Origin of the sequence: Streptomyces sp. NPDC057617, from assembly GCF_042800555.1 — a bacterium.
GTDB lineage: Bacteria > Actinomycetota > Actinomycetes > Streptomycetales > Streptomycetaceae > Streptomyces.
Map to the genome: position 1 here is coordinate 361,990 of NZ_JBHVGV010000002.1, position 25,459 is coordinate 387,448.

At 70.0% G+C, this 25,459-nt stretch carries 25 protein-coding genes; 16 read left to right on the plus strand and 9 right to left on the minus strand.

Annotated elements, in window-relative coordinates:
• The first annotated feature begins 27 nt into the window (after positions 1-27).
• The 9 genes from ACFU9P_RS07050 to ACFU9P_RS07090 all read left to right on the plus strand — a co-directional run bounded on the left by ACFU9P_RS07050 (position 28) and on the right by ACFU9P_RS07090 (position 10,157).
• Positions 28-336 carry a chaplin family protein gene (locus tag ACFU9P_RS07050; protein WP_384078124.1) on the plus strand — a complete coding sequence of 103 codons (309 nt, stop codon included), beginning with the start codon at positions 28-30 and terminating at the stop codon, positions 334-336.
• 31 nt (positions 337-367) lie between these two features.
• Positions 368-1,633, plus strand: coding sequence for a hypothetical protein (locus ACFU9P_RS07055; RefSeq protein ID WP_384078125.1), 1,266 nt, complete (start codon positions 368-370; stop codon positions 1,631-1,633).
• A gap of 413 nt (positions 1,634-2,046) precedes the next feature.
• Positions 2,047-2,829 carry a hypothetical protein gene (locus ACFU9P_RS07060; RefSeq protein ID WP_384078126.1) on the plus strand — a complete coding sequence of 261 codons (783 nt, stop codon included), beginning with the start codon at positions 2,047-2,049 and terminating at the stop codon, positions 2,827-2,829.
• Positions 2,830-2,984: 155 nt separating this feature from the next.
• Positions 2,985-3,722 (plus strand): cupin domain-containing protein, encoded by a 738-nt coding sequence (locus tag ACFU9P_RS07065; protein WP_384078127.1) that lies wholly within the window; start codon positions 2,985-2,987, stop codon positions 3,720-3,722.
• Positions 3,719-4,744, plus strand: a complete 1,026-nt coding sequence (locus ACFU9P_RS07070) for a hypothetical protein (protein WP_384078128.1) — start codon at positions 3,719-3,721, stop codon at positions 4,742-4,744. The genes ACFU9P_RS07065 and ACFU9P_RS07070 overlap by 4 nt, the downstream gene beginning before the upstream one ends.
• Positions 4,745-5,091: 347 nt before the next feature.
• Positions 5,092-6,222 carry a hypothetical protein gene (locus ACFU9P_RS07075; RefSeq protein WP_384078129.1) on the plus strand — a complete coding sequence of 377 codons (1,131 nt, stop codon included), beginning with the start codon at positions 5,092-5,094 and terminating at the stop codon, positions 6,220-6,222.
• Positions 6,219-6,767 (plus strand): hypothetical protein, encoded by a 549-nt coding sequence (locus ACFU9P_RS07080; RefSeq protein WP_384078130.1) that lies wholly within the window; start codon positions 6,219-6,221, stop codon positions 6,765-6,767. Before ACFU9P_RS07075 ends, ACFU9P_RS07080 begins: the two co-directional genes overlap by 4 nt.
• A gap of 194 nt (positions 6,768-6,961) precedes the next feature.
• The gene (locus ACFU9P_RS07085) at positions 6,962-8,731 is read left to right on the plus strand and encodes an asparagine synthetase B family protein (protein WP_384078131.1); all 1,770 of its coding nucleotides are present in this window, start codon (positions 6,962-6,964) and stop codon (positions 8,729-8,731) included.
• 61 nt (positions 8,732-8,792) lie between these two features.
• Entirely contained in the window at positions 8,793-10,157 is a 1,365-nt protein-coding gene (locus tag ACFU9P_RS07090; RefSeq protein ID WP_384078132.1) for an aldehyde dehydrogenase family protein, read from the plus strand.
• A gap of 65 nt (positions 10,158-10,222) precedes the next feature.
• On the opposite strand, the gene ACFU9P_RS07095 is transcribed toward ACFU9P_RS07090, so the two are convergent.
• The 3 genes from ACFU9P_RS07095 to ACFU9P_RS07105 all read right to left on the minus strand — a co-directional run bounded on the left by ACFU9P_RS07095 (position 10,223) and on the right by ACFU9P_RS07105 (position 13,337).
• Complete coding sequence (locus tag ACFU9P_RS07095; RefSeq protein ID WP_376378436.1) at positions 10,223-10,846, minus strand: TetR/AcrR family transcriptional regulator; 624 nt, start codon at positions 10,844-10,846, stop codon at positions 10,223-10,225.
• Positions 10,847-10,851: 5 nt separating this feature from the next.
• Complete coding sequence (locus ACFU9P_RS07100) at positions 10,852-12,426, minus strand: MFS transporter (RefSeq protein ID WP_384078133.1); 1,575 nt, start codon at positions 12,424-12,426, stop codon at positions 10,852-10,854.
• A 116-nt stretch (positions 12,427-12,542) separates the two neighbouring features.
• Complete coding sequence (locus tag ACFU9P_RS07105; protein WP_384078134.1) at positions 12,543-13,337, minus strand: hemolysin III family protein; 795 nt, start codon at positions 13,335-13,337, stop codon at positions 12,543-12,545.
• Positions 13,338-13,621: 284 nt separating this feature from the next.
• Here ACFU9P_RS07105 and ACFU9P_RS07110 point away from each other — a divergent pair, with 284 nt between their 5' ends.
• Both ACFU9P_RS07110 and ACFU9P_RS07115 read left to right on the plus strand, forming a co-directional pair.
• Positions 13,622-15,496 (plus strand): phosphoenolpyruvate carboxykinase (GTP), encoded by a 1,875-nt coding sequence (locus ACFU9P_RS07110; RefSeq protein WP_376378428.1) that lies wholly within the window; start codon positions 13,622-13,624, stop codon positions 15,494-15,496.
• A gap of 110 nt (positions 15,497-15,606) precedes the next feature.
• Positions 15,607-15,870 (plus strand): hypothetical protein, encoded by a 264-nt coding sequence (locus ACFU9P_RS07115; protein WP_376378425.1) that lies wholly within the window; start codon positions 15,607-15,609, stop codon positions 15,868-15,870.
• 417 nt (positions 15,871-16,287) lie between these two features.
• Here ACFU9P_RS07115 and ACFU9P_RS07120 read toward each other — a convergent pair whose 3' ends face one another.
• The 4 genes from ACFU9P_RS07120 to ACFU9P_RS07135 form a co-directional block, all read right to left on the minus strand.
• Positions 16,288-17,139 carry a helix-turn-helix domain-containing protein gene (locus tag ACFU9P_RS07120; protein WP_376378422.1) on the minus strand — a complete coding sequence of 284 codons (852 nt, stop codon included), beginning with the start codon at positions 17,137-17,139 and terminating at the stop codon, positions 16,288-16,290.
• A 24-nt stretch (positions 17,140-17,163) separates the two neighbouring features.
• Positions 17,164-17,688: a DUF6879 family protein gene (locus ACFU9P_RS07125; protein WP_376378419.1), complete on the minus strand. Its 525-nt coding sequence runs from the start codon at positions 17,686-17,688 to the stop codon at positions 17,164-17,166.
• The gene (locus tag ACFU9P_RS07130; protein WP_384078135.1) at positions 17,657-17,902 is read right to left on the minus strand and encodes a hypothetical protein; all 246 of its coding nucleotides are present in this window, start codon (positions 17,900-17,902) and stop codon (positions 17,657-17,659) included. Before ACFU9P_RS07130 ends, ACFU9P_RS07125 begins: the two co-directional genes overlap by 32 nt.
• Positions 17,903-18,204: 302 nt before the next feature.
• Complete coding sequence (locus ACFU9P_RS07135; protein WP_376378413.1) at positions 18,205-19,329, minus strand: helix-turn-helix domain-containing protein; 1,125 nt, start codon at positions 19,327-19,329, stop codon at positions 18,205-18,207.
• Between the two features lie 172 nt (positions 19,330-19,501).
• On the opposite strand from ACFU9P_RS07135, the gene ACFU9P_RS07140 reads away from it, so the two are divergent.
• From ACFU9P_RS07140 to ACFU9P_RS07150, 3 genes are all read left to right on the plus strand, one after another.
• Entirely contained in the window at positions 19,502-19,948 is a 447-nt protein-coding gene (locus tag ACFU9P_RS07140; protein ID WP_376378410.1) for an ATP-binding protein, read from the plus strand.
• On the plus strand, positions 19,945-20,580 hold the full coding sequence (locus tag ACFU9P_RS07145) for a hypothetical protein (RefSeq protein ID WP_384078136.1): 636 nt from the start codon (positions 19,945-19,947) through the stop codon (positions 20,578-20,580). Before ACFU9P_RS07140 ends, ACFU9P_RS07145 begins: the two co-directional genes overlap by 4 nt.
• A 105-nt stretch (positions 20,581-20,685) precedes the next feature.
• Positions 20,686-21,459 (plus strand): hypothetical protein, encoded by a 774-nt coding sequence (locus ACFU9P_RS07150; RefSeq protein ID WP_384078137.1) that lies wholly within the window; start codon positions 20,686-20,688, stop codon positions 21,457-21,459.
• A gap of 98 nt (positions 21,460-21,557) precedes the next feature.
• On the opposite strand, the gene ACFU9P_RS07155 is transcribed toward ACFU9P_RS07150, so the two are convergent.
• Positions 21,558-22,289 (minus strand): dienelactone hydrolase family protein, encoded by a 732-nt coding sequence (locus ACFU9P_RS07155; RefSeq protein ID WP_384078138.1) that lies wholly within the window; start codon positions 22,287-22,289, stop codon positions 21,558-21,560.
• Between the two features lie 191 nt (positions 22,290-22,480).
• Positions 22,481-23,053, minus strand: coding sequence for a TetR/AcrR family transcriptional regulator (locus ACFU9P_RS07160; RefSeq protein ID WP_376378399.1), 573 nt, complete (start codon positions 23,051-23,053; stop codon positions 22,481-22,483).
• Between the two features lie 61 nt (positions 23,054-23,114).
• On the opposite strand from ACFU9P_RS07160, the gene ACFU9P_RS07165 reads away from it, so the two are divergent.
• A complete protein-coding gene (locus ACFU9P_RS07165; protein WP_384078139.1) occupies positions 23,115-23,624 on the plus strand; it encodes an FBP domain-containing protein in 510 nt (169 codons plus the stop codon).
• Positions 23,625-23,955: 331 nt separating this feature from the next.
• Positions 23,956-25,326: a hypothetical protein gene (locus tag ACFU9P_RS07170; protein ID WP_384078140.1), complete on the plus strand. Its 1,371-nt coding sequence runs from the start codon at positions 23,956-23,958 to the stop codon at positions 25,324-25,326.
• The last annotated feature ends 133 nt before the right edge of the window (positions 25,327-25,459 follow it).

Genomic DNA, 25,459 nt, shown 5'->3' on the forward strand with positions numbered 1-25,459 from the left:
GCGGTCCCGGATGTAAGGAGAAGCGCGATGGGCGTGGAGACGCGGGGTACGAGCTGCGGCGCCGGAGGCGTGGGTGTGCGGGCCGCGGTGCTGGGCGCGGTGGCCGGGGCGGCGTTGCTTCCGGCCGGTGCCGCTCACGCGAACGTCGTCGGGATCGGCAACGCGGCGTTCGGCAACACCTGTGTCAACCAGGGCGGTGCTCGGGCCCTGGGCGCCACGGTGGCCGCGAGCGGGGTCGCGAGCGGCAACCTGGCCGGCCTGCCGTTGAGCCTGCCGCGCAACCATTGCGGTAACAGCGGCATCGTCTGTACCGCCGTGTTCATGGCACAGTACTGAACGGGCCGGCGAGCGGCAGGTGACCGGCCGGATGGCGGTGAGCGGGGCAGCGGCGGATTCACCGGTGGAGGAGCGGGCGGTGGACGCGCTGCTGTCCCTGAGCGGGCGGACGCTGCCTCTGCTGCGCCAGTGGGTCGGCTCGGATCCGGGCTGTGGAGTGGCGCGGGCGCTGCTGTCGCTGGCGACCGGCGACCGCTGGGACGACGCCGTGCTGAAGCAGCAGCTGGTGATCGCGCACCGGGACGCGCTGGCCGTCGGTGAGCGGGAGGTGAGTCTGGTGTACGGGGTGTTCCTTCATACGCACCGGCATTACCGGCTGACGGCCGATCACCTGATGGGACACTTCGCTCGCTGGCCCGCCGATGAGCTGGCCGGTCTCATGCTCGGCGCGTTCTCCTCCTGCGGGGACGCCACGTACCGTACGCACGGCGAAGCTCTGACGGAGCGGCAGGCGGTGCTGGCCGGCCCGGAGAGCTGGCCGTGGACGAGCTGGCTGGCGTCGGTCAGGGCGGAGCAGGGCCGGGTGCGGGAGGCGCACGAGCTGGCCGGGCGGGCATTGGCCCTGCACCCCCGCTCGGGTGTCGCCGCGCACGCCCTCGCGCACGCGGATCATGAGCTGGGAACGGGCCGCGCCTCGGCCGGCTTCCTGGACCAGTGGCTCCTGGCGGACCCGCAAGCGGTGCAGTCACGGCACCTGAACTGGCATGCCGCGTTGCAGTCGATCGCCTGTGGCGACTTCCCGGACGCGCGCCGGCGGGCGGATACGGCGCTGGCGCGTTCGGATGTCGGAATGCGGGCCGCGACGAACTGGCGCCTGCTCCTGGTCGGACAGTCACCGGCCGGCCGCAGCGATCCGGATCACGTCCGGGAACTGCTCGCCGCACCGGGCGGGATGGCGGAGGTCTTCCACACCTTCAACCTCGCCCTGGCCCTGGCCGTGGAGGCCGCGACCGACGACCTGCGCGTCCTGGCCCGCCGGGCCGCCGCCGACGAACGCCCCGACTACCGCGATGTCCTGGCCCCCGTGGTCCAGGCGCTGGCGGAGGTCACCGCGGGCCGCCCCCGCGCGGCGGCGGACCTGCTGAGCGGCCTGGGCGAGAGAGCGGAACGGATCGGCGGGGTACGGGTGGAGCGCGAGATCATCCAGGACACCCTCGCCCGCGCCCTCGTCGATGCCGGCGAGCACGTTCGCGCGGCCGGCCTGTTGCACCGGCGCACCACCACCCGCCGTCACCACACCTACGAGGACCTCCTCCTCGCCGCACGTGCTCCGGCCACCGCGGCCGGCCACCGCTGATCCCTCACCACCGGACAGCACGGGTTCTCGCGCCGGCAGGAGCCGCTCCTGGGCCCTCAACTCGCCCCGGGGGGCCGACGGCACCCCCGTCCCGGCCGACCCGGACGGCTAGGCAACAATCGTCGGGCACATCGTCCGCCGCGACTCCGCCGAGCCGGACAGTCCGTACGCTTCGCTGAGCATCGTTCCGCACGACTTCGTCACCCGGCTGCACCGGCTGCAGACGACCCGCAAGCCCGCAAGCCCGCAAGCCCGCAAGCCCGCAAGCCCGCAAGCCCGCAAGCCCGCAAGCCCGCAAGCCCGCAAGCCCGCACGTCCGCACGTCCGCAAGCTCCCAAGTCCCCAAGTCCCCAAGTCCCGCGTAGGATCCGCACGCACCGGATCCACGGCACACACCAGAAAGGAGGCCCGCCATGAGCCGGTTCGACCAGCTCCTCGGCACCGATTTCGACGACCGGCCGGCGGCCGATCCCGACGAAGTCATCTACGGCGGTCTCGACGACCCCCGTCACCGCGACCGGGTTCCCGGACTGACCGAGATGATGTCCGACACCGCGGCCCCCGCCCGGCACCGCTTCCTCGCCTGCCTCGCCCTCACCACCTGGGGCGAGTCCGCGGGGTACGAGGCGGTGATCAGGGCGGCCGGTTCGCCCGCGGCCAGCCCCTGGTACAAGGCCCTGACCGACCGTAAGTTCTCGGTCGACATCACCTTCGCCCAGCTCGCGATAGCGCTCGGCGACAGCGCGGAGCCGGCCGCGGAGAAACGTACCGCCGGACAGCGCGAAGCGGCCTTCCGCGCGCTCGTACGGATCGCGGACAGCGAGTACTTCGAGGAGCAGCTCGGCGATCTCATGCCCCAGGCCATGGTGGCCCTGGTGCTGCCCGACATCGCCGAGACCGTCGAACGCGGCGCCAAGTCCCTCGCCCCGCACCCGGACACCGCGCACCCGGCCTTCGACCTCGCCACCCAGCTCGTCGATCTGGCGAGCGCCGCCGCCCTGGTCGACGGCCCGCTCGCCGCGCACCTCGCCATGGTCGTCCTCGAAGCCGCCGCCTCGCCCAAGGCGCTGGTGCACGCCGTCACCGTGCTGCACCGCTCGAAGGCCCCGGACGTACGGCAGTTGGGCGAGTACATGATGTCCGTCGGCGACGACCGCGTACGGAAACTGGCCGCGGACGCGCTCAGTTCGTCCTGACCGCGGACGCGCTCCTTACTGGCCGCGGGCGCGCTCGTTCGTCCTGATCTCTCCGTTCATCCCGATCTCGTCTGGCATTTGTGCCGTCCGTGCCGCTTGTTCCCGAGCGTGGGCCTACCATGCGGTGGTGGTCCACAGCGTGATGGGGGGCGTCGATGTCCGACGTGGGTACCGGTTCCGGCAGTCCGGGGCTTCGGGGTATGGGGCGGCTGGCGCGTGAACTGCCGTACGGCGTCGAGCTGTTCCATATCGGCCCCGACGGCAGCGTGCTCTTCGCGGACCGTGACGGAGCGCGGGAGCTGGGGCCGCGGGAGGAGTTCCTGCCGTTCATCGACGACGGGCAGTTCGCCCACTATCTCGTCGGTGACGCGCGCACCTCGCCCGAGCGCCCCTCCAACGCCACCGTCAAGATCGGTGTCGTAGGACCGCGCAGCGCCTTCACCCCGCACGCGCACGGCGGCGAGCACTTCGTCCTCAGCCTCGGCCATGCCTCGTGCGGCCTCTGGGACGCGCCGCGCGGCCGGGTCACCGAGATCCCGCTGGCGCCCGGCGGGATGATCCGTATCCCCGAGATGATGCCCCACTCGTTCGCCAACCGGGGCACCAAACCGCTCAACATCCTCGCCGCCAACACCGGTTTCGGCATCGACCACGAGGACTACGCCATCACCGCGGACGAGGCCGAGCGCCGCGCCACGGACGATGTCGTACGGAGCAGCCGCCGCAGCGTCGGCACCGTCGCCCGGATCGGCACCGACTTCGGACTGCTCGCCGCCGCGCTGCGCGACATCGAGCGGGTCCAGCGGATCCGGGGCGTCGGCGCGCTCACCGCGCGGGAGCGGTTCGCGGCCGGGCTGCGCAGGATCGCGTCCGCACTGGAGGGCCGGCGGTGATCTGCCCGCACTGCAACCAGAATCTGCTGTTCAAGGAGCGGCCGAACAAGACCTGCTCCAAGTGCCACCGCCCGTATGTCATGGACCCCAAGACCAATGTCCTGCGGCTCGGTGACGCGCGGATCAGCCGGCTGACCGACAAGCTCACCGCCGGCGGGACGGTGGCGGTGACCGTCGAGCAGTTCTGGGCCGCCGCGGCCCGCAAGATCCAGAAGAACTCCAACGGCAGCGGTTACGCGGGGGCCATCGGCTGCGCGCTGGTCGGTGTGCCGGTCGCCTGTGTCCTGGTCGTGATCGGCGACAAGGTCAGCGGTGGCGGGGTCTTCACCTTCTTCGGCGCGGTGATCCTGATCGGTGTCCTCATCACCCTGTACTCCGGCTTCAAGAACCCCAAGGTCGCGCGCAACAGCACGATGGACGAGGTGCGGTACGCCCTGCTGACCGAGTGGCCCAGGGTCTACGGTTCGGTCCCGGCCGGGATCGTGGACCGCCATGCCTTCCGGGGCGCCCGGCAGCGGGAGGGCGCGCGGGTCGTGCTGCTCTGCCCGGACGAGGCCATCGCCGCCTTTCTGGCGGCCAATCAGGTCCTCGAGCGGTACGGGATGACCGTGGCCGGCATGGTGCGGGAGGTGCCGGACGGGGTACCGGTGATCGTTCTGCACGACGCGAGCGCGGCCGGCTGTGAGTTGCTTCTGCGGGCCCGGCGGGAGCTGCCCGGCCGCAGGGTCGTCGACGCGGGGCTGCCGCCGCGGGTGGTGATGCGGGTGAAGGACGCGGGGGTACGCGGCCGGAAGCCGGTGCCCGAGCTCATGCAGTTCCTGCGCGGGAGCGGCACGCTCACCGAGGCCGAACTGGACTGGCTGGCCAAGGGCTGGTCGACCTCCCTCATCGCCGTCCCGCCGACAAAGCTGCTGGCAGCGGTCGCCCGGGTCGCCGAACGCGTCACCGCCTCGGGCGACCCCGTCCAGCGCAGGGCGGAGGCGCTGGGCTTCCTCACCTGGCCGGGAGAGCAGCTCCGATGACTCTGCCACTGCCACCTCAGCCCCCGGGTGAGCTGCCCGGTGACGCAACGGGCGACGCGCCCGGCACGGCGTCCGGCGGGTCGCCGGGCGAGGCCTCCGGCGAGGTACGCGGCGGTACGGCGGCCCAGGCGCCCGGCGGGACGCCGGGAACGGCGTCCGGAGCTGCGCCGGGCACAGCGGCGCCCGGCGTGCCCGGCACGGCGGCGCCTGCCGGGATGCTGGCCGCAGCGCCCGCCGGGACACCGGCTGCGGTGCCTGCTGGGGCACCGGCCGTGGTGCCTGCTGGAGCACCGGCTGCGGTGCCTGCTGGGGCACCGGCCGCAGCACCTGCTGGGACACTGGCTGCGGTGCCTGCCGGGACACTGGCCGTGGTGCCTGCCGGGACACCGGCCGCAGCGCCCGCCGGGACACCGGCTGCGGTACCTGCTGGGACACCGGCCGTGGTGCCCGCCGCGATATCCGGCGACGCGCTCGGTCCCGGGCGGTCCGCCGGCGATGGCATACGCGCGCGGCTTCTCGACCGTGCCCTGGCCACCGCCGTCTCCCGCGTCGGGGCGCCCGGGCGGATCCGGTTCACCGAGCGGCAGCTCTACTACGAGATGTGCCGGGTGCTGCGGCCGCTGGGGGCCGTGCCGCGGCGGGTGCCGGTGACTCCGGCGGCGCCCGTACGGTACGAGCGGTTCGAGGAGGCGCTGCGGCGGTACGGGGAGGTACCCGGCCTGCTGGGGCCCGTACCCGTACCCGTACCGGACGCACCGGAGGCCGAGGCCGAGCCCGAGGTCCGTACCGTACAGGCGGAGCCGCAGCGGCAGCCGCAACAGCCCGCCGAGCCCGACCTCTACGACTACGGCCTGCCCCGGCTGCTCGTCTGCCAGAGCCGCTCCGTCGCCCGGATGCTCCTCGCGAACGATGTCCATCTGGAGGCCGCCTGCCCGGTCCTCACCGCCGACGACCTGCCGCTCGACCCCCGCCTTGTCGCCGGGCTCGGCCGGGTCGACGGCGCCACCGTGCATGTCCTGCACGACGCGAGCACCGCGGGCCTCGCCCTCGTCACGCGCGTGCGCGAAAGCATCACGAGCGCCCAGGCCGCCGCCCCGGCAACCCAGGCCGCCCCGGCCACCCCGGGCGCCCACGCCGTACGCGTCGCCTCCATGGGCCTCGTACCCCGGCACGCCGCCGCCCTGCATCTGACCTCCTGGCGCGGCCCGGCGCCGGACCCGGACGGGCCGGAACTGCCGGCGGCGCAAGCAGCCCTGAGACCCCGTGAACGCGACTGGCTCGCCGAGGGGCGCTTCGCGGAGGTGGAGGCCGTACCCCCGGCGCGTCTGCTGCGTACGGTCCTGCGCCAGGTGCGCGGGCCGAGGATGCCCGACCACTCGATCTGGACCGGACTGCGCGAGCTGCGCACGGCCGGGTTCATGTCATGGCCGACGAACCGACCGGGCGAGACCACGCGATACGAGGACACGAGGCGATGAACCGGCCCCGCGAAACACCGTACAGAGACGAGCTGCTCGCCGACCGCACCGTGCACCGGCGGTACGAGGACGGGCGCGAGGAGTGGCGGCGGCGCGAAAGCTCCACCGTGGTGCGCTGGCACGACAACCGGGGGGCCTCCGGCACCGACGAACTGCTCGGGCAGCGGATCATCAAACGGACGTACGCGGACGGCACCGTCACCTACGGCCGGGACATCGGCTACGGCCGTACGGTCTGGGGCCAGGGCGAGACGGTCATGGTCAACCGGACCTCGTTCGGCGGGCGCATGGGCGTGCTGCTCGGCGGACTCGGCCTGGCGACGCTCGCGGTCACCGCCACCCAGTTCCCGCCCGCGGCCCTCAGCCCCGAGGAGGAGGAAGAGCTGCGGCAGCAGGCCCAGAGCAGCTCGGGCGGCGACGGCGGTCCGGTCGGCGGCGAGTGGGGCGACGACGGCGACACCGGCGGTGACAGCGGCGACTTCGGCTCCGACGCCGACTGGAACTCGGACGGCGACGGCGGCTGGAGCGACGACGACTTCGGATGAGCCGCGGACCGGAAGACCTCCGATGAGCATTGGGCCGGGACACTTCGGATGAGCCGCGGACCGGACGGATTCGGACGAGCCGGGTCGGACGGCCCGTACAGCGGACGGACCGTACAGCCGCGGCGGACCACCAACCGTGCAGCTGGCCGGCGAGCAAGCGCGACAGCAGGCATGACAGCACAAGGAGCGTGACCATGGCGCGGTTCAGCGCCTTCCTGGCGGCGGATCCCCAGCACGCCAGGGAGCAACTCGCGGCGACCGGCGCCTCCGTACGCCCCGAAGGCCCCGCGCTGGCGCTGGTCGAGGACGAACCGGGCCATGCCACGGGCCCGTTCACCGCGTACGGCCGTACGGCGGTCGGCGAGGTCACCCTCCACAACCGGCCCGAGCTGCTCGCCGCCCTCGCCGCGGCCGGCGCGCCCGCCCCGCCCGACTGCCCGGACGGCGAACTGCTGCTGCGCTGCTGGGCACGGCTCGGTACGGACGGGATCCGCGCGGCGGAAGGCATGTTCGCGCTCGCCGTGCACGAGGACGCCGGTCTGGTCCTGATCCGCGACCACGTCGGCGCCCGCACCCTGTTCTACGCCCGCGCCGCGGACTGCTGGGCCGCGTCCACCTCGCTGCGGGCCCTGCGCCGCTGGCCCGCGCTGGACACCGGCCTCGAACTCGCCGCCGTACGCTCCTTCCTGACCTTCGCCTACCTCCCCGGCGAGGAGACCCTGCTGCGCGGCGTGCGCGAGGTGCTGCCCGGACGGTGTCTGCGGCTCGCGGGGGACGGGACCGTCAGCGAGGAGCACTACTGGGAGCCCCAGGAGCTGATCGAGGACGACGGCGCACCGCCGGAGCGGTATGCCCTGCGGCTGCGCGAACTGCTGGAGGAGGCGACCGCGCGACGGCTCCCGGAGGCGGAGGCCGTGGGGGTCCTGCTCTCGGGCGGCGTCGACAGTTCGCTGGTCACCGCCCTCGCCGCCAAGCTGCACGCCCACCCCGTGCACACCTACTCCATCAGCTTCGGCGACGAACTCCCCAATGAACTGGGCTACTCGGGCCTGGTCGCCGCCCACTGCCACACCCGTCACCGGGTGCTCACGGTCTCCGGGACCGCCGTGGCCGCGCGCCTCGCGGAGGCCGCCGCGCTGCTCGACAGCCCCGTCGGCGATCCGCTGACCGTACCGAACCTGATGCTGGCCGAGGCGGTGGCGGGCGACGGGCTGAACGTCGTCCTCAACGGGGAGGGCGGCGACCCGGTGTTCGGCGGGCCCAAGAACCTGCCCATGCTGGTCCATGAGATGCACCGCGGCGATGTCGCCGGGGCGACCGGCGACCCGGGCAGGGCCGCGCGCACGACCACGTACCTCCGCTCGTACCGCAAGTGCTACACCGATCTGCCCGACCTGCTCACCGCCGACGCGCTCGACGCCCTCGCCACCGCGCCCGAGCCCGAGCGCTTCGTCGCCCCCTATCTGACGCCCCCTGCCCGCGAAGGCCGGATGGACCATCTGCTCAACCAGCTCCTGCACTGCAATCTGCGCACCAAGGGCGCCCACCACATCCTCACCAAGGTCGAACGGCTCACCGCCTCCCAGGGCCTCCAGGGCCGCGCCCCGCTCTTCGACCGCCGGGTCGTCGACCACGCCTTCGCCACCCCGCCCCGCTGGAAGCTGAACGGCGCGGTGGAGAAGTGGGTGCTGAAGGAGGCGGTACGGGATCTGCTGCCCGGCACGGTCGTCGACCGGCCCAAGAGCGGGATGCGCGTACCGGTCCAGCAGTGGCTCGGCGGGCCGCTGCGCGAACTGGCGGGCGATCTGCTGCTGGGCAGGGAGGCCCGCGCCCGCGGTCTCTTCCGGCAGGACACCGTACGTGCCTGGATGCGCGGCGAGGGCGCGCTGCTGCCGAGGCAGGGCGGCAAGCTGTGGCTCGTACTCACCCTGGAACTGTGGCTGCGCGCCTACGACATCCGCTGATCGCGCGCCCACGACATCGCCGGACCGCCTGATATCGCCCGACCGCCTGATGGAGGCTCCCTTGCACACGCTCGCCCTCACCGACCCCCGTACCGGACGCGTGCGCGGGGATCTCACGGCCGCCCGGGAGGAGCAGGTCGCCCTCGCGGTCGCCGAAGGCCGCCGGGCCTTCGACGGCTGGCGGGCGCTGACACCGAGGGAGCGGTCGCGGCGGCTGGAGCGGCTCGCCGCGCTGATCGAGGAGCACGCCGAGGAGTACGGGGCGCTGGAGCGCGCCGGTACGGGAAAGCCCGCGTCCGAGACGGCCGGCGAGGTGGAGCAGGCGGCCGACCTCTTCCGCTTCTACGCCTGGGCGGCGCGCACCCAGTCCGCCCCGGCCGCCGGGAGCTTTGTCGCGGGCCATGAGAGCTGGGTCCGCTGGGAGCCGATCGGGGTCGTCGGGGTGGTCGTCCCCTGGAACTACCCGCTGATGATGGCGACTTGGCGCTGCGCGCCCGCCCTGGCCGCCGGGAACACGGTCGTCGCCAAGCCCGCAGAGACCACACCCGACTCGCTGACCCTGCTTGCGGAGCACGCGCGCGAGGCGCTGGGGGAGTCGGTGCTGGAGGTCCTGGCCGGCGACCGGGAGACCGGGCGGCTGCTGGTGGCGTCCGGGGTCGACATGGTCGCGTTCACCGGCAGCGCGCTCGCCGGCGCCGATGTGGCGGCGCGGGCCGGTACGCGGCGGGTCAGCCTGGAACTGGGCGGCAACAGCCCGGTCGTCGTCCTGCCCGACGCCCCCGCCGACACCTGGACGGAACTGGCCGCGGCGGCCACGTACAACGCGGGCCAGAGCTGCGCCGTCCCCGCGCGGGTGATCACGCTCACCGAGAACTACGAGTCGGCCGTGGCCCTGCTCGGCGACGCGATGCGCGAGCGGCGCGCGGGCCAGGACTTCGGGCCGCTCAACAACGCGGACCAGGCGGCGCGTTACGACCGTATCGTCGGCGCGTCCGCCGCGAAGACACGCACGACCGGCCAACTCGCCCCGGGGGACGGCGAGGAGGGCGGCTACTGGCGCCCGGCCTGCGTCCTCGCCGATCTGCCGGACGACGATCCGGCGGTGGCCGAAGAGGTCTTCGGCCCGCTCCTGACGGTCCAGTCGGCGGACACGGTCGAGGACGCGCTCGCCCTGGCGAACGGCGTGCCGCAGGCCCTCGCCGCGAGCGTCTGGACCCGCGACCTGGCGGCGGGGCTGGATCTGGCGGGGCGGCTGAACGCGGGCGAGGCGTGGGTGAACTGCCATCTCGTACAGACGGCGGAGCTGCCGCACGGCGGCCGGGGTTCGTCGGGGCACGGTACGGATCTGAGCACGCTGGCACTGCACGAGTACCAGCGCCCGAAGACGATCACGGCGCGCCTGAAATTCAGCCCGTCCGGCGATTGAGGACACGGTGCGGTCGTCGACCGCGCAACCCGCTGACCGTTCCCGTACCCGCTCTCGGCCACGGCCTAGAGCCGCAGCCCGCCCGCCAGGCTGTCCAGCGCCCGGTGGATCAGGGCGAGCAGATCGTCCTGGTTCCCACGCTCGCCCCAGTACAAGGTGATCTCGCGCAGCGAGCCCAGCACCGCCGCGACAAAGATCCGTACCTCGATGTCGTCCGGCTCCCGGCCGGTACGCTCCGCCAGCACCTCCGCGAACAGCTTCGCCATCGACGACATGGTCTCGGTCATCCTGGCCCGTACGGCCGGGACTTCGACCATCAGCTTGGTGCGCTGGATCAACTCGTCGTGCTCCGTGGCCATGACGGCCCGCATCGTCTCGTCCATCAGGAACCGGATGGACTCCAGCGGCGGTTCGTCGGCCGGCCTGGCGCGCAGCACGGACGCCATGACCGGGTCGTACTCGTCGGTGAGGACGATGTCTTCCTTGGTCGGGAAGTAGCGGAAGACGGTCGAGGGGGACACCTCGGCCGCCTCCGCGATCTGCTCGATGGTGGTCGCCTCGTACCCCTGCTCGGCGATCAGCGCGTAGGTCGCGCGCCGGATCGCGATCCGGGTCTTGAGTTTCTTGCGCTCGCGCAGGCCCATCGGGGGCTTGCACTCCGTGAGGGGGGTACGGGAAGTGGCGGCCATGGTTCCTATTGTCGGGCATCGGCGGGCGCCGGGGCCACGCCCGTGTCACCGCCGGGATCCCCGGCCTTGTCCCCGCCGTCACCGGCGCGCCGCTCCGCCTGCCGCTCCGCCCGCCCCGGATCCGGCAGCAGCGCGGCGACCAGCAGTGCCGAGACCAGCGCGGCGGCCCCGCAGACCAGCAGGGCGAGATTCATGCCATGGATGTACGCGGCGTCCGCCGAGGCCGCGAGCCCGGGCGCGCCCAGCGTCTCGGCGACGGCGTGCGCGGCGACCACCGAGTCCCCGGCGGTGTCCGCTGCCGCGGCGGGCAGGCCCGAGGTGTCAAGACGGGACGTGTAGGCGGCGGCGAGCAGCGAGCCCAGCAGGGCGATCCCGACCGCGCTGCCCATCTGCCGTACGGTCATCAGCAGCCCGGAACCGCTGCCGGCCCGGTCGGCGGGCAGGGTGGCCACGGCTCCGTCCATGGCCGGTACGACGGCGAAGCCGAAGCCCACGCCCGCGATGGACAGCCACAGCGCGGTGAATCCGTACCCGCTGTCGACGGTCGTACGGCTGCCGAGCACCGCCGCGAAGGCGAGCACGACCAGGCCCCCGCCGATCACGCCGCGTGGTCCGACCCGCTGGATCAGCGGTCCGCTGCCCCTGGCGGCGAGCATGAGCCCGCCCATCATCGGCAGCATCCGCACCCCGGTGCCGAGGGCGCTGTTGCCGAGGACGGCCTGGAGGTGTACGGGCAGCAGGAACAGCAGCCCGGACATCACGAACATCACGAGGGTCGCGGCCAGGGTGTTGAGCAGGAAGCCGCGGTGGCGCAGCAGGACAAGATCGAGCATGGGCCGGGTCATGCGGCGCTCGCGCAGGACGAGCCCGGCCAGCAGTACGGCCCCCGCGGCCAGCGCGCCGACGACCAGCGGGCTGCCCCAGCCGCGGCCGGGCGCCTCGATGATCCCGTACACCAGCCCGCCGAGCCCGCCGGCGGTGAGGACGGTGGAGAGGGCGTCGACCCGGGGTGCCGCCGGGTCGCTGGTCTCGGGCAGCAGCAGGACGCAGGCGGCGATCCCGAGGGCGGCCATCGGGATGTTGATCACGAAGATCGAGCCCCACCAGAAGTGTTCCAGCAGCCAGCCGCCGATGATCGGGCCGAGCGGGATGCCCAGCGCGGAGGCGGCGGAGATGATGCCGACGGCCTTGGTGCGGTCCTTGGCGTCCGGGAAGAGCGAGGGGAGTACGGAGAGCGCGAGCGGCATCACCAGCGCTCCGCCGATCCCCATCACGGCGCGGGCGGCGATGACCCACTCCACGCTGCCGACCAGCGCGCCCATCAGCGAACCGGCCAGGAAGACGGCGAGGCCGGCGATGAGCATCCGGCGGCGGCCGAAGCGGTCGCCGAGCAGTCCGGCGGGGAGCATCAGGGCGGCGAAGACGACGACATAGGCGTCGGCAATCCACTGCTGCTGGTTGGTGGTGGCGCCGAGTTCCGCGGCCATCGTCGGCAGCGCCACATTGAGGATCGTCAGATCGAAACCGAGCACGAGCATGCTCGCGACGAGGGCGCCGAGCGCCCACCATCGGCGGCCCATGGCAGCCCTCCTTCGGGAGTTAGTGTCAAGTGACAGTAACTCCCAAAAGGTGGTGAGCGTCAAGTCTGGAGTTGTGGTGGGGCAACCGCGGGGGCGGCTCGGGGTGTGCGGGTGGCTCAGGAGTGCTGGTAGGCCACCAGGGAGATGCCGACGAAGTGCACGACGAACGCGGCCAGCGTGAAGGAGTGGAACACCTCGTGGAAGCCGAACCAGCGCGGTGACGGGTTGGGCCGCTTCAGCCCGTAGATCACCCCGCCCGCGCTGTAGAGCAGCCCGCCGACGATCACCAGTACCAGTACGGCGATCCCGCCCGTACGCAGGAAGTCGGGCAGGTAGAAGACCGCGGCCCAGCCCATCGCGATGTAGCACGGCGTGTAGAGCCAGCGCGGCGCACCGACCCACAGCACCCGGAACGCGATCCCGGCCGCGGCGGCCGCCCACACCGCCCAGAGCAGGGTCCGGCCGCTGGAATCGGGCAGGAGCAGCATGGTCAGCGGGGTGTAGGTACCCGCGATGATCAGGAAGATATTGGCGTGGTCGAGCCGGCGGAGGACGGCTTCGCCGCGCGGGCCCCAGGTGCCCCGGTGGTATATCGCGCTCACGCCGAAGAGCAGGCAGGCGGTCAGGACGTAGATCCCGCAGGCGACCCGGGCGCGGGTCGAGCCGGTGAAGATGACCAGGACCATTCCCGCGACCAGTACGGCCGGGAACATGCCCGCGTGCAGCCAGCCGCGCAGCCTTGGCTTGACCGCGCCGGCGCCGCCGGCGGCGCTGACCGCGCCGGCGCCGCCGGCGGCGCTGACCGCGCCGGCCGTCTTGGCCGCGCCGAGCAGTTCGGGACCCCCTTCCCGTGCTTCATGTGCTTCCTGTGACCGGGGGTTGGCGAGGGGCTCGGGCGCTGCAGGAGTCATAGGCACATGCTACCTACGGGAGCGTAGGTTACGTTTCGGTACAAATTCATCCTATGGCCATCTTGGCGAGGCGGCGATGCCGTCTCGCCGGGGCCGCGATGCTCACGTGAAGAGTGGCCATGCTCACGTGTGCAGCCCCCTGGACGGATGGGCGCTAGAATCGGATGATCAAATGAGTGCGGTCGGTACCGGATGAGCGGCCAGTAGGGCCGCGAACGCTACGAAGCGTCCGGGCCGCGGCCCCCAAGGGGCACAAACTCAAAAACCCTCATCAAGGAGCAATCGTGGCGCGCGATATCGCGGCTCCCAGCGCCGTCCCCAGCACCCTCCCCAGTGCTCCCCCCACACAGCACGGGGAGTTGATCTCCTGGGTCGACGAGATCGCAGCAATCACACAGCCGGACAGGGTGGTCTGGTGCGACGGGTCCGAGAGCGAGTACGAGCGCCTGTGCGGGGAGCTCGTCGCCAAGGGGACCTTCATCAAGCTCGACCCGGTCAAACGGCCGAACTCGTACTACGCGGCCTCCGACCCGTCCGATGTGGCGCGCGTCGAGGACCGTACGTTCATCTGCTCCGAGAAGGAGGAGGACGCGGGCCCGACCAACCACTGGAAGGCGCCCGCCGAGATGCGGGACATCTTCACGGGCGACGGGGGCGCGGGCGACAAGGGCATCTTCCGTGGCGCGATGCGCGGCAGGACGATGTACGTGGTGCCGTTCTGCATGGGCCCGCTGGGCTCACCGCTCTCCGCGATCGGTGTCGAGATCACCGACTCCGCGTATGTCGCGGCTTCCATGCGCACGATGACCCGTATGGGACAGGCGGTCCTCGACGAACTCGGCCCGGACGGCTTCTTCGTCAAGGCCGTCCACACGCTGGGCGCGCCGCTGGCCGAGGGCGAGGCCGACGTACCGTGGCCGTGCAACAGCACCAAGTACATCTCGCACTTCCCCGAGACGCGTGAGATCTGGTCGTACGGTTCCGGGTACGGCGGCAACGCGCTGCTGGGCAAGAAGTGTTACGCGCTGCGTATCGCGTCCGTCATGGCGCGTGACGAGGGCTGGCTCGCCGAGCACATGCTGATCCTCAAACTGACGCCGCCGCGCGGGGAGTCGAAGTATGTGGCGGCGGCCTTCCCGTCCGCGTGCGGCAAGACGAACCTCGCGATGCTCGAACCCACCATCTCCGGCTGGACGGTGGAGACCATCGGCGACGACATCGCGTGGATGCGGTTCGGCGAGGACGGCCGGCTGTACGCGATCAACCCCGAGGCGGGCTTCTTCGGGGTCGCGCCCGGCACCGGCGAGCACACCAACGCCAACGCGATGAAGACGATGTGGGGCAACTCCGTCTTCACCAATGTGGCGTTGACGGACGACGGCGACGTCTGGTGGGAGGGCATGACGGAGGCCCCGCCCGCCCATCTCACCGACTGGAAGGGCAACGACTGGACCCCGGAGTCCGGCACGCCCGCCGCACACCCCAACGCCCGCTTCACCGTTCCGGCCGGGCAGTGCCCGATCATCGCGCCCGAGTGGGAGGACCCCAAGGGCGTCCCGATCTCGGCGATTCTCTTCGGCGGCCGCCGCGCCACCGCCGTACCGCTGGTCACCGAGTCGTTCGACTGGCAGCACGGAGTGTTCCTCGGAGCCAACGTCGCCTCCGAGAAGACGGCGGCCGCCGAAGGCAAGGTCGGCGAACTGCGCCGCGACCCGTTCGCCATGCTGCCGTTCTGCGGCTACAACATGGGCGACTACATGGGCCACTGGCTGGAGATCGGCGCGCGGGCGGCGGCCAGGGGCGACGAGTCCAAGCTGCCGAAGATCTACTACGTCAACTGGTTCCGCAAGGACGAGTCGGGCCACTTCGTATGGCCGGGCTTCGGCGAGAACAGCCGGGTGCTGAAGTGGATCGTGGAGCGCCTGGAGGGCACGGCGGACGGCGTCCGTACACCGATCGGTGTACTGCCGACGATGGAGTCCCTGGACACGGCGGGCCTGAAACTGTCCGACGAGGAGCTGGAGTTGCTGCTCTCGGTGGACAAGGGGGTGTGGCGCGAGGAGGCGTCGCTGATCCCGGCGCACCTGCGGACGTTCGGCGAGCACGCGCCGAAGGGGCTGTGGGAGGAGTACGAGGCGCTGGTGGAGCGGCTGGGATGAGGTAGAAGGCCGGGGGCCCGGAGGCCCCCGGCCCGGAGCAACCCTTCCGGGTACGCGGCGGTCTTACCGGGAGACCGCCTGCCGGAGACTGAATGGAAGGGGTGCGGCCCATGGAGTTCGATCCCGGCCTGTGCCTGGAGGTGCCGGAGGGCTTCGACGACTCGGACGCGGAGTCGCAGGTGCACCCGATGGCAAGAAAACTGTTCCCGGCCACGACCGCGGCGGACGCCTTCAGAAAGGCATCCGAGTGGGTGGCGGAGCACGAGGTCTTCCTGGTGGATGTGTCGTGGGGCTTCGATTACGACGAGGACGAGCCGTACGTGCTGAGCATCTACTTCACTTTTGAGCTGGAGCCGGAGCCGGAAGACACCTGACCGCGGCTGGTGACTCCGGCGGCGGCGCACCGCTGTTCACGACATCTTGAGTACGGCGCCTCCTGTCCGTGCGCGAAAGGCCAGCCCACGGACAGGGCCACTCATCGGGTCAGGTCCACCGGCTACTTGTCGCTGTCCCCACCCTCGGGCTCAGGGTCACGCGGAGCTTCGGGGGGCATGGGGCCTCCGTCGTGCTTGCCACCGTCCGCCTCCATGTCAGCCGGGTGACGGAATGGAACACCCCTCCACCCTGCGGCGTCCGGAGTGCGCGTCTCGTACCTGTCGACGTGCTCAGGGCTGGCAATGCTCACTCGGGTCCTCCTTTCTGGGGCCGCCGGAGCGTCGTCCGGATAAGGACCAAGCTAGAAACCGTGAGCCCGCAACACACAGTCAGTTCTACGTTGTTGCACGCGATTTTCAGCGAAGCGATTCGAGTGCTCGGGTCACCAACACCCGCGCTTCATCCCCGTATACGGCAAGCTCTCGGAGTTCCGCGAATGCCCTTACATACATGGCCACTTCGCCCGGTGCCGTAAGCGTCACCTGAGCCGTCAGCAGTTCCACATGCACGCGCTGATCATCAAAGATGTTGAACGCCTCAAGCGTCCACATGTCCCGTTCCCGCGCCGCGAACGGGATCACTCCCAGGGACACGGCGGGCAGTGACATGACCGACAGCAGATGCCCCAACTGCCCGGCCATCGTCCCCGCGTCTCCGATCTGGTAGCGCAACACCGACTCCTCAACGATGAGCGTGAAGCGGTGGCCCGCCTCATGCAGCACACGGGAACGGGCTATACGGGCGGCTACCGCCCCCGGGGTGTCGTCGGGGGTGCCGTGAAACCGGCTGATGACCGACAAAAGCGCGGAGGCGTACGCGGGCGTCTGAAAGAGCCCCGGCACGACGTGCGAGGCGTAGCCCCGGAGCAGCTTGGTTCGCTGGTATAGCGGGATACGGGACTCCTGCAGACGCCGCAGCCCCGTGCGCTGCAGCCGCTTCCACTCCAGATACATGGACTCGGCCGTACGCGATGCCGCGACGATGTCGGCCGCCTGGTCGTCGGCGCCGCATCCGGCGCACCATTCGCGGATATCGGCGTCGGACGGAGGGGTGCGGGCGTTCTCGATACGGGAGACCTTGGACTTGTGCCATCCGCAACGCGCGGCCAGCTCATGCCCCTTCAGTTCGGCGTCCAGGCGCACTTCGCGGAGCCTTGCCGCCACGTTCTTGCGGGCGGTTTCGACGCTCGATGACTGGTAGCTGGGCATGAGCTGGCTATCCGCTGACGCGGGTCAGACCGTGAACCTCTCGTGCGGCGTGGCACGCTCCCAGACGGAATCGAAGGCGTCGGAGCACAGCTTGACGACTGCCGGGTCGTCACACAGTTCATGCCCCGCTGAGGCGCCGTCCCCGGAGAAGTGACCGAAGCGGATCAGCCGGTCATCGAACAGCCAGAGATCAGCGCCGGGCAGTGTGAGTGTGGCGGCGTCCCGCCGGGACAGCCAACGGACCAACTCGCCTGCCCCGACATTGAGATATGTACCGGCGTGCTCGTACCGGATGTACTCGCTGACCGGCATGGAGACGATCCGAGCGCGGCGCATCACCACGCCACGGCCTACCGTCTCGCGTACCAGGTCCAACCAGGGCCGGCGTCGGGCGACGGACTCGGGGGTGATCTCCCCCCGCGCCTGCCACTCCGCGAAGTCGTCGGCCTCGGATGCCACGCCGTACACATCGCGCATCTCAAGGTGAACGGCGGACCGGTCGCAGTCGCTGATCAGCTCAGCGAAGCTCGGCACGCTGCTCGGCTTCATCACACGCCTTCCTGATCAATGGCACCATGCGTGCCGGAATACGGACCACCGCCTCATCGCCCGGAATGTACCCGACCGCGAGGCATTCCGCTTCGGTTGCCTCGTCGGCCTTCCAGCCCTGGAGCACAAGGTCCGCCGACGTACTGTCCACCCATACGGTGGGGCAGTCGTCGCCGTTGGTGTTCGGGTCCTTGCCGAACAAGAGTAAAGCCATGGGCTCTACCTCCTGCCTACTTGGTTGCGTCCTATTGCACGAGCGTCATGCCTGCGGAGAATCAGCACAAGAGGGCAACCCGCCAAGCGGAAAAGCCCCGCAGTCCCACCACGGCGAAGCGGCGGACACGGGGCAGGTGTGGAAGGGGCAGCACACCCGAGTCGGGTGTCTTGGCGAGTTCGGTCAGTGGCTTCGTCGAGAGGCTGGGCTGCCCCCGGATCTTGTTGGGGGCAACCATCACTGGCTGGGGTGGAGGCGGGCACCGGCGTCGGCCCTGGAGCGTTGACAGGTGTTTCGCGCCACTACGGGGCTTTCCGGTTCTGGGGCTGCTCGACCTCTGACATAAGAAGACGCAGGGTGAGGGAGTGCTTTTCCGGCGGCAATGCGTTCAGGGCCTTGCGCGCATAGTCTGCCCCGCCGCGCTTGTCCCCGGACCGGGCGATCATAAGGCCCTTGTGCATTTCGAGATGCGTCGCGAACCGGGGCAAGGAATTGGGCAACTCCCGCCTTGCCGCTTCCTGAGCCTCCGCGGCCGTCGTTTCGTCGCCGAGCCGGGCAGCAAGCAGCGAGACGAAGACGTTCATGCGCCACCAGGGAACGGCGTAGTCCGATGTCTGTTCGTACGATCCGGCCGCGTCGAATGTCCTGCGACCGTTGTTCATGAGCGCGCGTGCGGTGGCGAAGTCGCCGCGGATCGCCGCCGAGTGAGCCTTTCCCATAATGGCGTTCAACAGCCCCAGAGACGGCTTGTCGCTGATTGCCATGGCCTGGTCGGCGAGCATGTCCGCGACTCCGAGCGACGCCCCTTCGTAACCGAGTGCGATAGCCGCACGGCCCCGGACCCATACCCGGGTCCGGTCGTCGCCGGACTGGTCAGCGGCCTCGGCGGCGAGCCTGTACCAGTTCACCGCTTTGGATCCGTCCGAGCCCGGGAATGTCTTCGCGTACAGCGTCATTAGCCGAGCGGCTACGGACCACAGCTGGGGGTTCTCCAACTGTTGCTGGACCAGCACCAGTTCCCCGGAGACCCGACGCTGAATGTCGGCGGCACCGAGGCTCATGTATTCGGTGCCGTAGGTAGCCAGCTTGCCTTCCCAGTCGTCTGCTGACGGACCGCCACGAAGGCGTGCGGAGAACCCCGCACTGAGCAAGTCGGATGCGACCAGCGGGGCTATGGCCGTTGCCGCTACGTCGGACAGGAACGTTCTGCGTTTCACTTCACCCTCAAGAACGGCTAGGGGCACGTCTAGGACGGCCGAGAGGCACCGGAGGTAAAAAGCACCCGGCACCACCTTGCAACGCTCCCAGCGGCTGACGTACTCCCGGTTGAGTCCAGTCCCGAAAGCATCGTTGATCTCATCCGCCAGTCGCCCTTGAGACCATCCTCGTGCCTCGCGCAGGTCCCTGATCAATGCCCCGATGGCCATGGGCCCATCTTGCCCCTAACCCTGCCCCTAGGTCCCGCAAGTGGTGCTCGCCGATTCCTACTTGCCCCTAAGGATGCCACTACGCCAACGCCGTTCGCCGACGAAAAGATCGTCAGGGCACTTCGGTGGCGTGTCTGGAGAGACACCACGTTGGTTATGGAGGGCGCGTGACATGTACGGAAACGGCAGGCCGGACTCAACAGGCTGCAGCGTTGTGCTGCGGTGGAGCAGTCACCCGCAGTGTGTGGCGTTGGCGCGGCTGGAGTTGCGTAAGGCGCTGGCCGGCTGGGGGCTGTCGGAGCTGGAGGATTCGGCTGTTCTGATCGTGTCCGAGCTGCTGAGCAACGCCGGTTTGCATGCGAGGGTGACGCCGGAGCAGGTCATCGAGACGCGGTACTTCCGTAGTTCGGGTGGGTTACGGATCGAGGTGCACGACGGTTGTCCGGGGCGGCCGCAGCCGCGTGTGCCGGATTCGGAGGCGGCTGATGGGCGGGGGTTGCTGCTGGTGGAGGCGTTGGCGGATGAGTGGGGTGTGGCTGAGCGGGTTGGGCCGGGGAAGGTGGTGTGGGCGTCCCTGGCCGTGCCGGTCGTACGGCCCAGTGAGCGGGACTGCTCGTGACTGCGCCGGTGGGCCGGCCTCCGGTCGTTCCGTACATCGCCTGCTGGTCTTCGGAGCACCGGCCTCAGGGCACGTTGGTCGTCCGGGGTGGCGGTATCGCGTACGTGGATGAGGGGCCGTACGAGCGTGACGAGCTGGGCGTGCTGTGGAAGCGGGTGGGGATCAGCCCGGGGAAGGGGCGGCCGGAGTTCGGGAATGTGCATTTTCTGCGGCAGCGGCGGGCGATGCGGAAGCTGCTGTGCCAGATCTGTGGCGGGCCGTCGGACCGTACCGACGACGGCACACTCTGGGTGGTCGGCGAAGACGCGGACTACCCGGAGTTGCACAAGCCGGGCTTCGTCACCACGCATCCGCCGCTGTGTGTGCCGTGTGCGGTGACGTCGGTGGGGGTGTGTCCGCACTTGCGGAAGCGTTATGTGGCGTTGCGGGTGCGAACGTTTGTGGTGGCGGGGGTGCATGGGGTCGTGTACCAGCCGGGCGGGGTGTTTCCGGTGATGTACGAAGCGGGCGGGGTGGCCTTCGAGAGCCGGCGGATCGGGTGGGTGCTCGCGGGTCAACTGATCATGGAGTTGCAGGAGTTCACGGTCGTGGACCTGGACGCGGAACACGCGGCGTACCTGAAGCGGGTGTGATCCGACAGGCCGGGTCCGCGGGAGTGCACAACCTTCCGGGCGTCCCCTTTGTCTGATGCGGGTGAAGTGATCATTCGGTTTCATCGAGTGTGGGGAAATAACAGCATGCGCAGACACGCCACTGTCGCCGCTTTCAGTGCCGTCCTGGCCGTAGCCGCTCTTGCCGCACCGGCCGCCGGGGCCGCCCAGGACGACTCGGGCACGCGGTTCTGGAACATCGATGTCAACCACGACCGCGACTACACCGTCGGCGTCGAGGCCACACTGAAGAGGACCTTCAGCGTCAGCGCGACGGTCACCGACCCGTCCGGCATCCGGAGCGTGTCGTACGAGCTGCGGCACGACGACGGGGCGAAGGTCCGCGGACTCATGGTCGGGTCCAGCCACTGCGTGCGGCTCAACGACACCACCTCCTTCTGCGAGGCCCTCGTGACCGCCGACCCCAGCGTCAACCTCCGCAGCAACGCCCTCGCCGGCCTCTGGGTCATCACCCCCGTGGCCGTCGACGGCGACGGCAACGTCACCCGTGGGGACGGCGCCTACTTCGCGCGCATCAAGCGCACGACCTACATCTCCCAGACCATTGCCACACCGCAGCAGGTGCAGAAGGGCAAGAACGTCACGGTCAAGGCCCAGATGACCGTCGCCAGCTGGGAGAACCGCAAGAACGTGCCCCTCATCGGGCACCAGGTGGCGCTCCAGTACCGCAAGGGCACGAGCGGCCCCTTCATCACGCTGAAGAAGCTCAACACCGACCGCAACGGCTGGGTCTCGGCCACCGTGAAGGCGACCGCGGACGGCACGTACCGCTACGACTTCGCGGGCACGAGCCTCACCGTGGCCACGCCCGGCTCGGCCGACTACGTCGACGTCAAGTAAGCCCGGACCGGTGAAGTGACCGCCCGCCGGGACCGGTACCCCGGCGGACGGTCATCGGGCCGGCTGGCCCCCCCGTTCGCGGACTGCGGGCGCAGCCGTCAGCCGAGGTGCCGGGTGAAGAACCGTAGCGTGCTGTCCAGTTCGAATGCCGGGATCTCCCCGTGCTTGCCAGGGTTGGCGTGCAGAGTCTTCTCGGCTGAGGCCAAAGCGTCGAACAGCGTCAAGCCGTGGGCCCGCGGCACCCGCTCATCGTCCCACTGCAGCAAGAACTCCACCGGGACTGTGATCCGGGCGGCGGCCTCCGCTGATGCCAACGCCCCACCCAACCCCAACACCGCCGCGCGGACGCGGGGTTCGTCGGCAACGAACGGAACACCGAGTCCGCACCCCAACGACACCCCCCAATAGCCCACCGGACCAGCACCGACGTAGTCGAGATCCTGGACCCCGTCCAGAACCGCCTGCCATTCCGGGACGGTCCGGCGAGCCACGAGCGCCTGAAAACCGGCGACCAGCGGAGCCAGCTCCTCCCCGGCAGCCACGCGAGCCTGGTTCTCGGTCGCGATCCGGTTGTACTCCTGATCCACCGGCCGGTCGCCATGGCCAGGCACGTCCACCGCCACCACCGCGAAACCGCACTCGGCCACGAAGCGGCGCGCACGGGCCACGATGCCGGGTGCCTTCTTGTGCTGGCCGCCGCCATGTCCCATCAGGATGAGGGGCCGAGTACCGGCAGCACCTGTCGGCGTCCACAGCACGCCGGGAATCTCACCGAGGACAAAGAGCTGTTCGCAGACGCCGTCGGCCGACGTCTCAGAGCTGAAGCGCATAGCGTTTCAAGCCTTTCGGGATGCCTTCTGCGGGCACTCCCCAGCTAGGCCATGCGAAAGAGGGAGCCCCGACCTGTCACAGCGTTGATCGGTCTCACCCCCTCAGTTCGCAGCAGAGCACAGCGCCGCAGAACCTACCACGGAGGGCTCACCAACGTCTGTGCAAGGTCATCGACAGGGCGAACGTTGCCTCATGTCTGGCGGGGGCGGGTTCTCAGGGCGTGGTCCAGGGTTTCCAGGGTCCACGCCCAGGACGCTTCCGCTTCGCGCGGGGTGTGGCTGAAGCCGCCCGCCGTTTCCAGGCTTACGTAGCCGTGGAAGGTGCTGTGCAGGAAGCGGACCGCGTCGGTCTCGTCGGGTTCCGGCAGGTCGTAGGCGCGCAGGATCGCGCGGGTCATCTGCGAGTGTCGGGGGGCGGCGCTGTGGACGGCTGCCTCGGCGTCCAGTTCGAACTGGCCCGCCGCGTAGCGCCCGGGGTGTTTCTTCGCGTAGTCGCGGTAGGCGTTGGCGAACGCCACCAGCGCGTCCTTGCCCGAGCGGCCGGCCAGCGCGGTGGCCGCCGCGTCGGCGAGTTCCTCCAGGGCCAGCAGGGCCACCCGTACCTTCAGCTCCCGCGCGTTGCGGATGTGCGCGTACAGGCTCGGGTCCTTGACACCGAGCCTGCGCGCGACCGCCGACACCGTCAGGTTGTCGAAGCCGGTCTCGTCGGCCAGCTCCGCCGCGGTCCGGGTGAGGAGTTCCGGGGTGATGCCCATGCGCGCCATATCCTGCCTAATTGAATAAGTCGTTTGCCTAAATATATTAGGCTGGCTAGCCTCGGGAGGCATGAGACACCTTACTGAGGCCGATATCCGGGCGTCGTTCGTCAACTGCTCCAAGGGCGAGGCCAAGCGTGCGGGCCTGCCCAGGGATCTTGAGGAGCGCCCGTGGGACGATCTCGACTTCCTCGGCTGGCGGGATCCCGGGGCCCCCGAGCGCGCCTACCTGGTCGCCGAGTACGAGGGCCGGCTCCTGGGCCTGGCGCTGCGGGCGGCGAGCGGGGCCGCGCGCGGGTTCACCGCGCGCAGCATGTGCTCCGTGTGCCTGACGACCCACACCGGCGGCGGTGTGGTCCTGATGACCGCGCGCCGCACCGGCGAGGCCGGCCGCCAGGGCAACACCGTCGGGCAGTACCTCTGCAACGACCTGGCCTGCTCGCTCTATGTCCGGGGCAAGCGGAAGACAGCGGCCGGCAGGGGCTTCGACGAGACCCTGACCCTGGCCGAGAAGATCGCCCGCACCCGCGGCAACCTGACGTCCTTCATGGCCATGGTGCTCGGCTCGGAGTCGGCCTGATCGTGTACGAGCCGGTCCACTGGGCGTTGATGACCAGGGAGCCGGGCGGGAAACGAGATGATTTGTGTTGCTTTGGTTCCGGCCACCAGGGCTTCGTTTCGAGTCAGTTACTCCGAATTGCGGTTTCTGGGCGGCCCGGCGGGACAGTGCTGTCGGCGGGTCTGTCGGCACCGCCCGGAACGCCCGCCGACATCGCACCCTCACCGCACGTCGTCCGCCCGCATTGCGTGATACGCCGAGGTAGGGAGTCCACACTGTGTCGTCGTTGCTGAGCTATACCGTCATCACGGATTCGGCCCCGTTGCAGATATCAGAGCCTTCCGCACCGTCTGTGGCAACGGTGTATGTGATCGTCTCCAACTCTCACGCGGCGCGGGTGCGCTGGGATTCCATCGAGGTGGGGGTGCCCGTGGGCGACAACGCCGGCGGCCTGACCCCCAACCCCGCGGCGATCAAGGCAACGGTCGCAACGGACTACCCATTAGTGGGAGTGGAGCCGCGGCCGACCGTCACCTGGGACGGTACGAACAGTGTCTTCCGGGTGTCCGCACCCGCGGGGGCCCCGCCCACCCTCACCCTGCCCGCCGGCGGGTCCCTGGTCCTGACACTGGAAGACATACCGGTTTCAGGTGTGGAGGGGTTGGTCCGCCTCAAACTGCACGAGACGGCCGGCGGCGGCGACGGCAATGTGGCCATTCGGGACCACACCACCACACAAGGGCTGCTGAAGAAAGCTCCGAAGATCCCGCGCAACTTCCGCCCGGAGAAATCCATGGTGTATACGGACGCGGGTGAGAACGTCGCCCTGCTGTGGGACGGGCCCGACAATCTCACCTATTGGATCCGTGATCCGCAGGGTACGGAGGTGCTCGTCCCGCGGGGAAATCAGGGAACGTACCGCTGGGCACCGAGTTCCGCACCGAAACGAGGCACCACCTACACCCTTGTGGCCAGGACCGCCCCCGGGCAGCAGCAGGGATACTTTCTCACCACCACGGTCCACATCCGCAATCCCGAGTTCGAGACGCTGACCGCCACCACCGGGATACACACCCCATGGGTCGAGGGGACGGCGGACAAGGGCCGCGTCACGTTCTCCGCGGCAGGGGCGGAGATCCGTGACCAGGCCGGCGGCTGGGGGACCGTCGCCGCGGACAGGGCCGATCTGAACGGTGTGAACACCAAGTGGGTTCAGGGGCGCGACACGGGCGACGGATGGATCGAGTTCCCGAAGTCCGGGGTGAACGTATTCCAGGACGGGAAACGCGAGTGGGGGACCGTCGCGGCCGAGAAGGCCGATGTGAACAGCGTGCGGACGAAGTGGGTGTGGGGGCGGAACGACACCGACGGGTGGATCGAATTCCCGGAAACCGGCCTGAACGTGTTCCATGGCGACCAAAGGGAGTGGGGAACCGTAGCGGCCGCCAAAGCGGACCTCAATGACCTGACGGTCGCAGGGGAAGTGGTCGCCGGTGACCTGACGGCCAAGGGGAAGCTGACCACCAAACACGCGACTTTCGGGCTGATCGTCGAGAAGGATTCCCTGTTCAAGGGAGCGGTGAATGCCAACGCGCATCTGACGGTCAGGAACAAGGACGTCGGCTGGGTCCTGAAGACCAACGACGACAGGGTGGTCGTCAACGACAACTTCCACGTCATGGGCATGATCTCGTGCCGTTCGCGGGAGTGGGAACAGCACTGACAGCACGGCACTGACAGCACTGACAGCCGGCCCGGGGGGGGGGGTGTGGGGGGGGGGGAAAGGGGGAGGGGGGGTGGGGGGGGGGGGAGAAGACGCGAGGGGGGGGGGGGGGTGGTTTGGGGTGTGGTTTTCT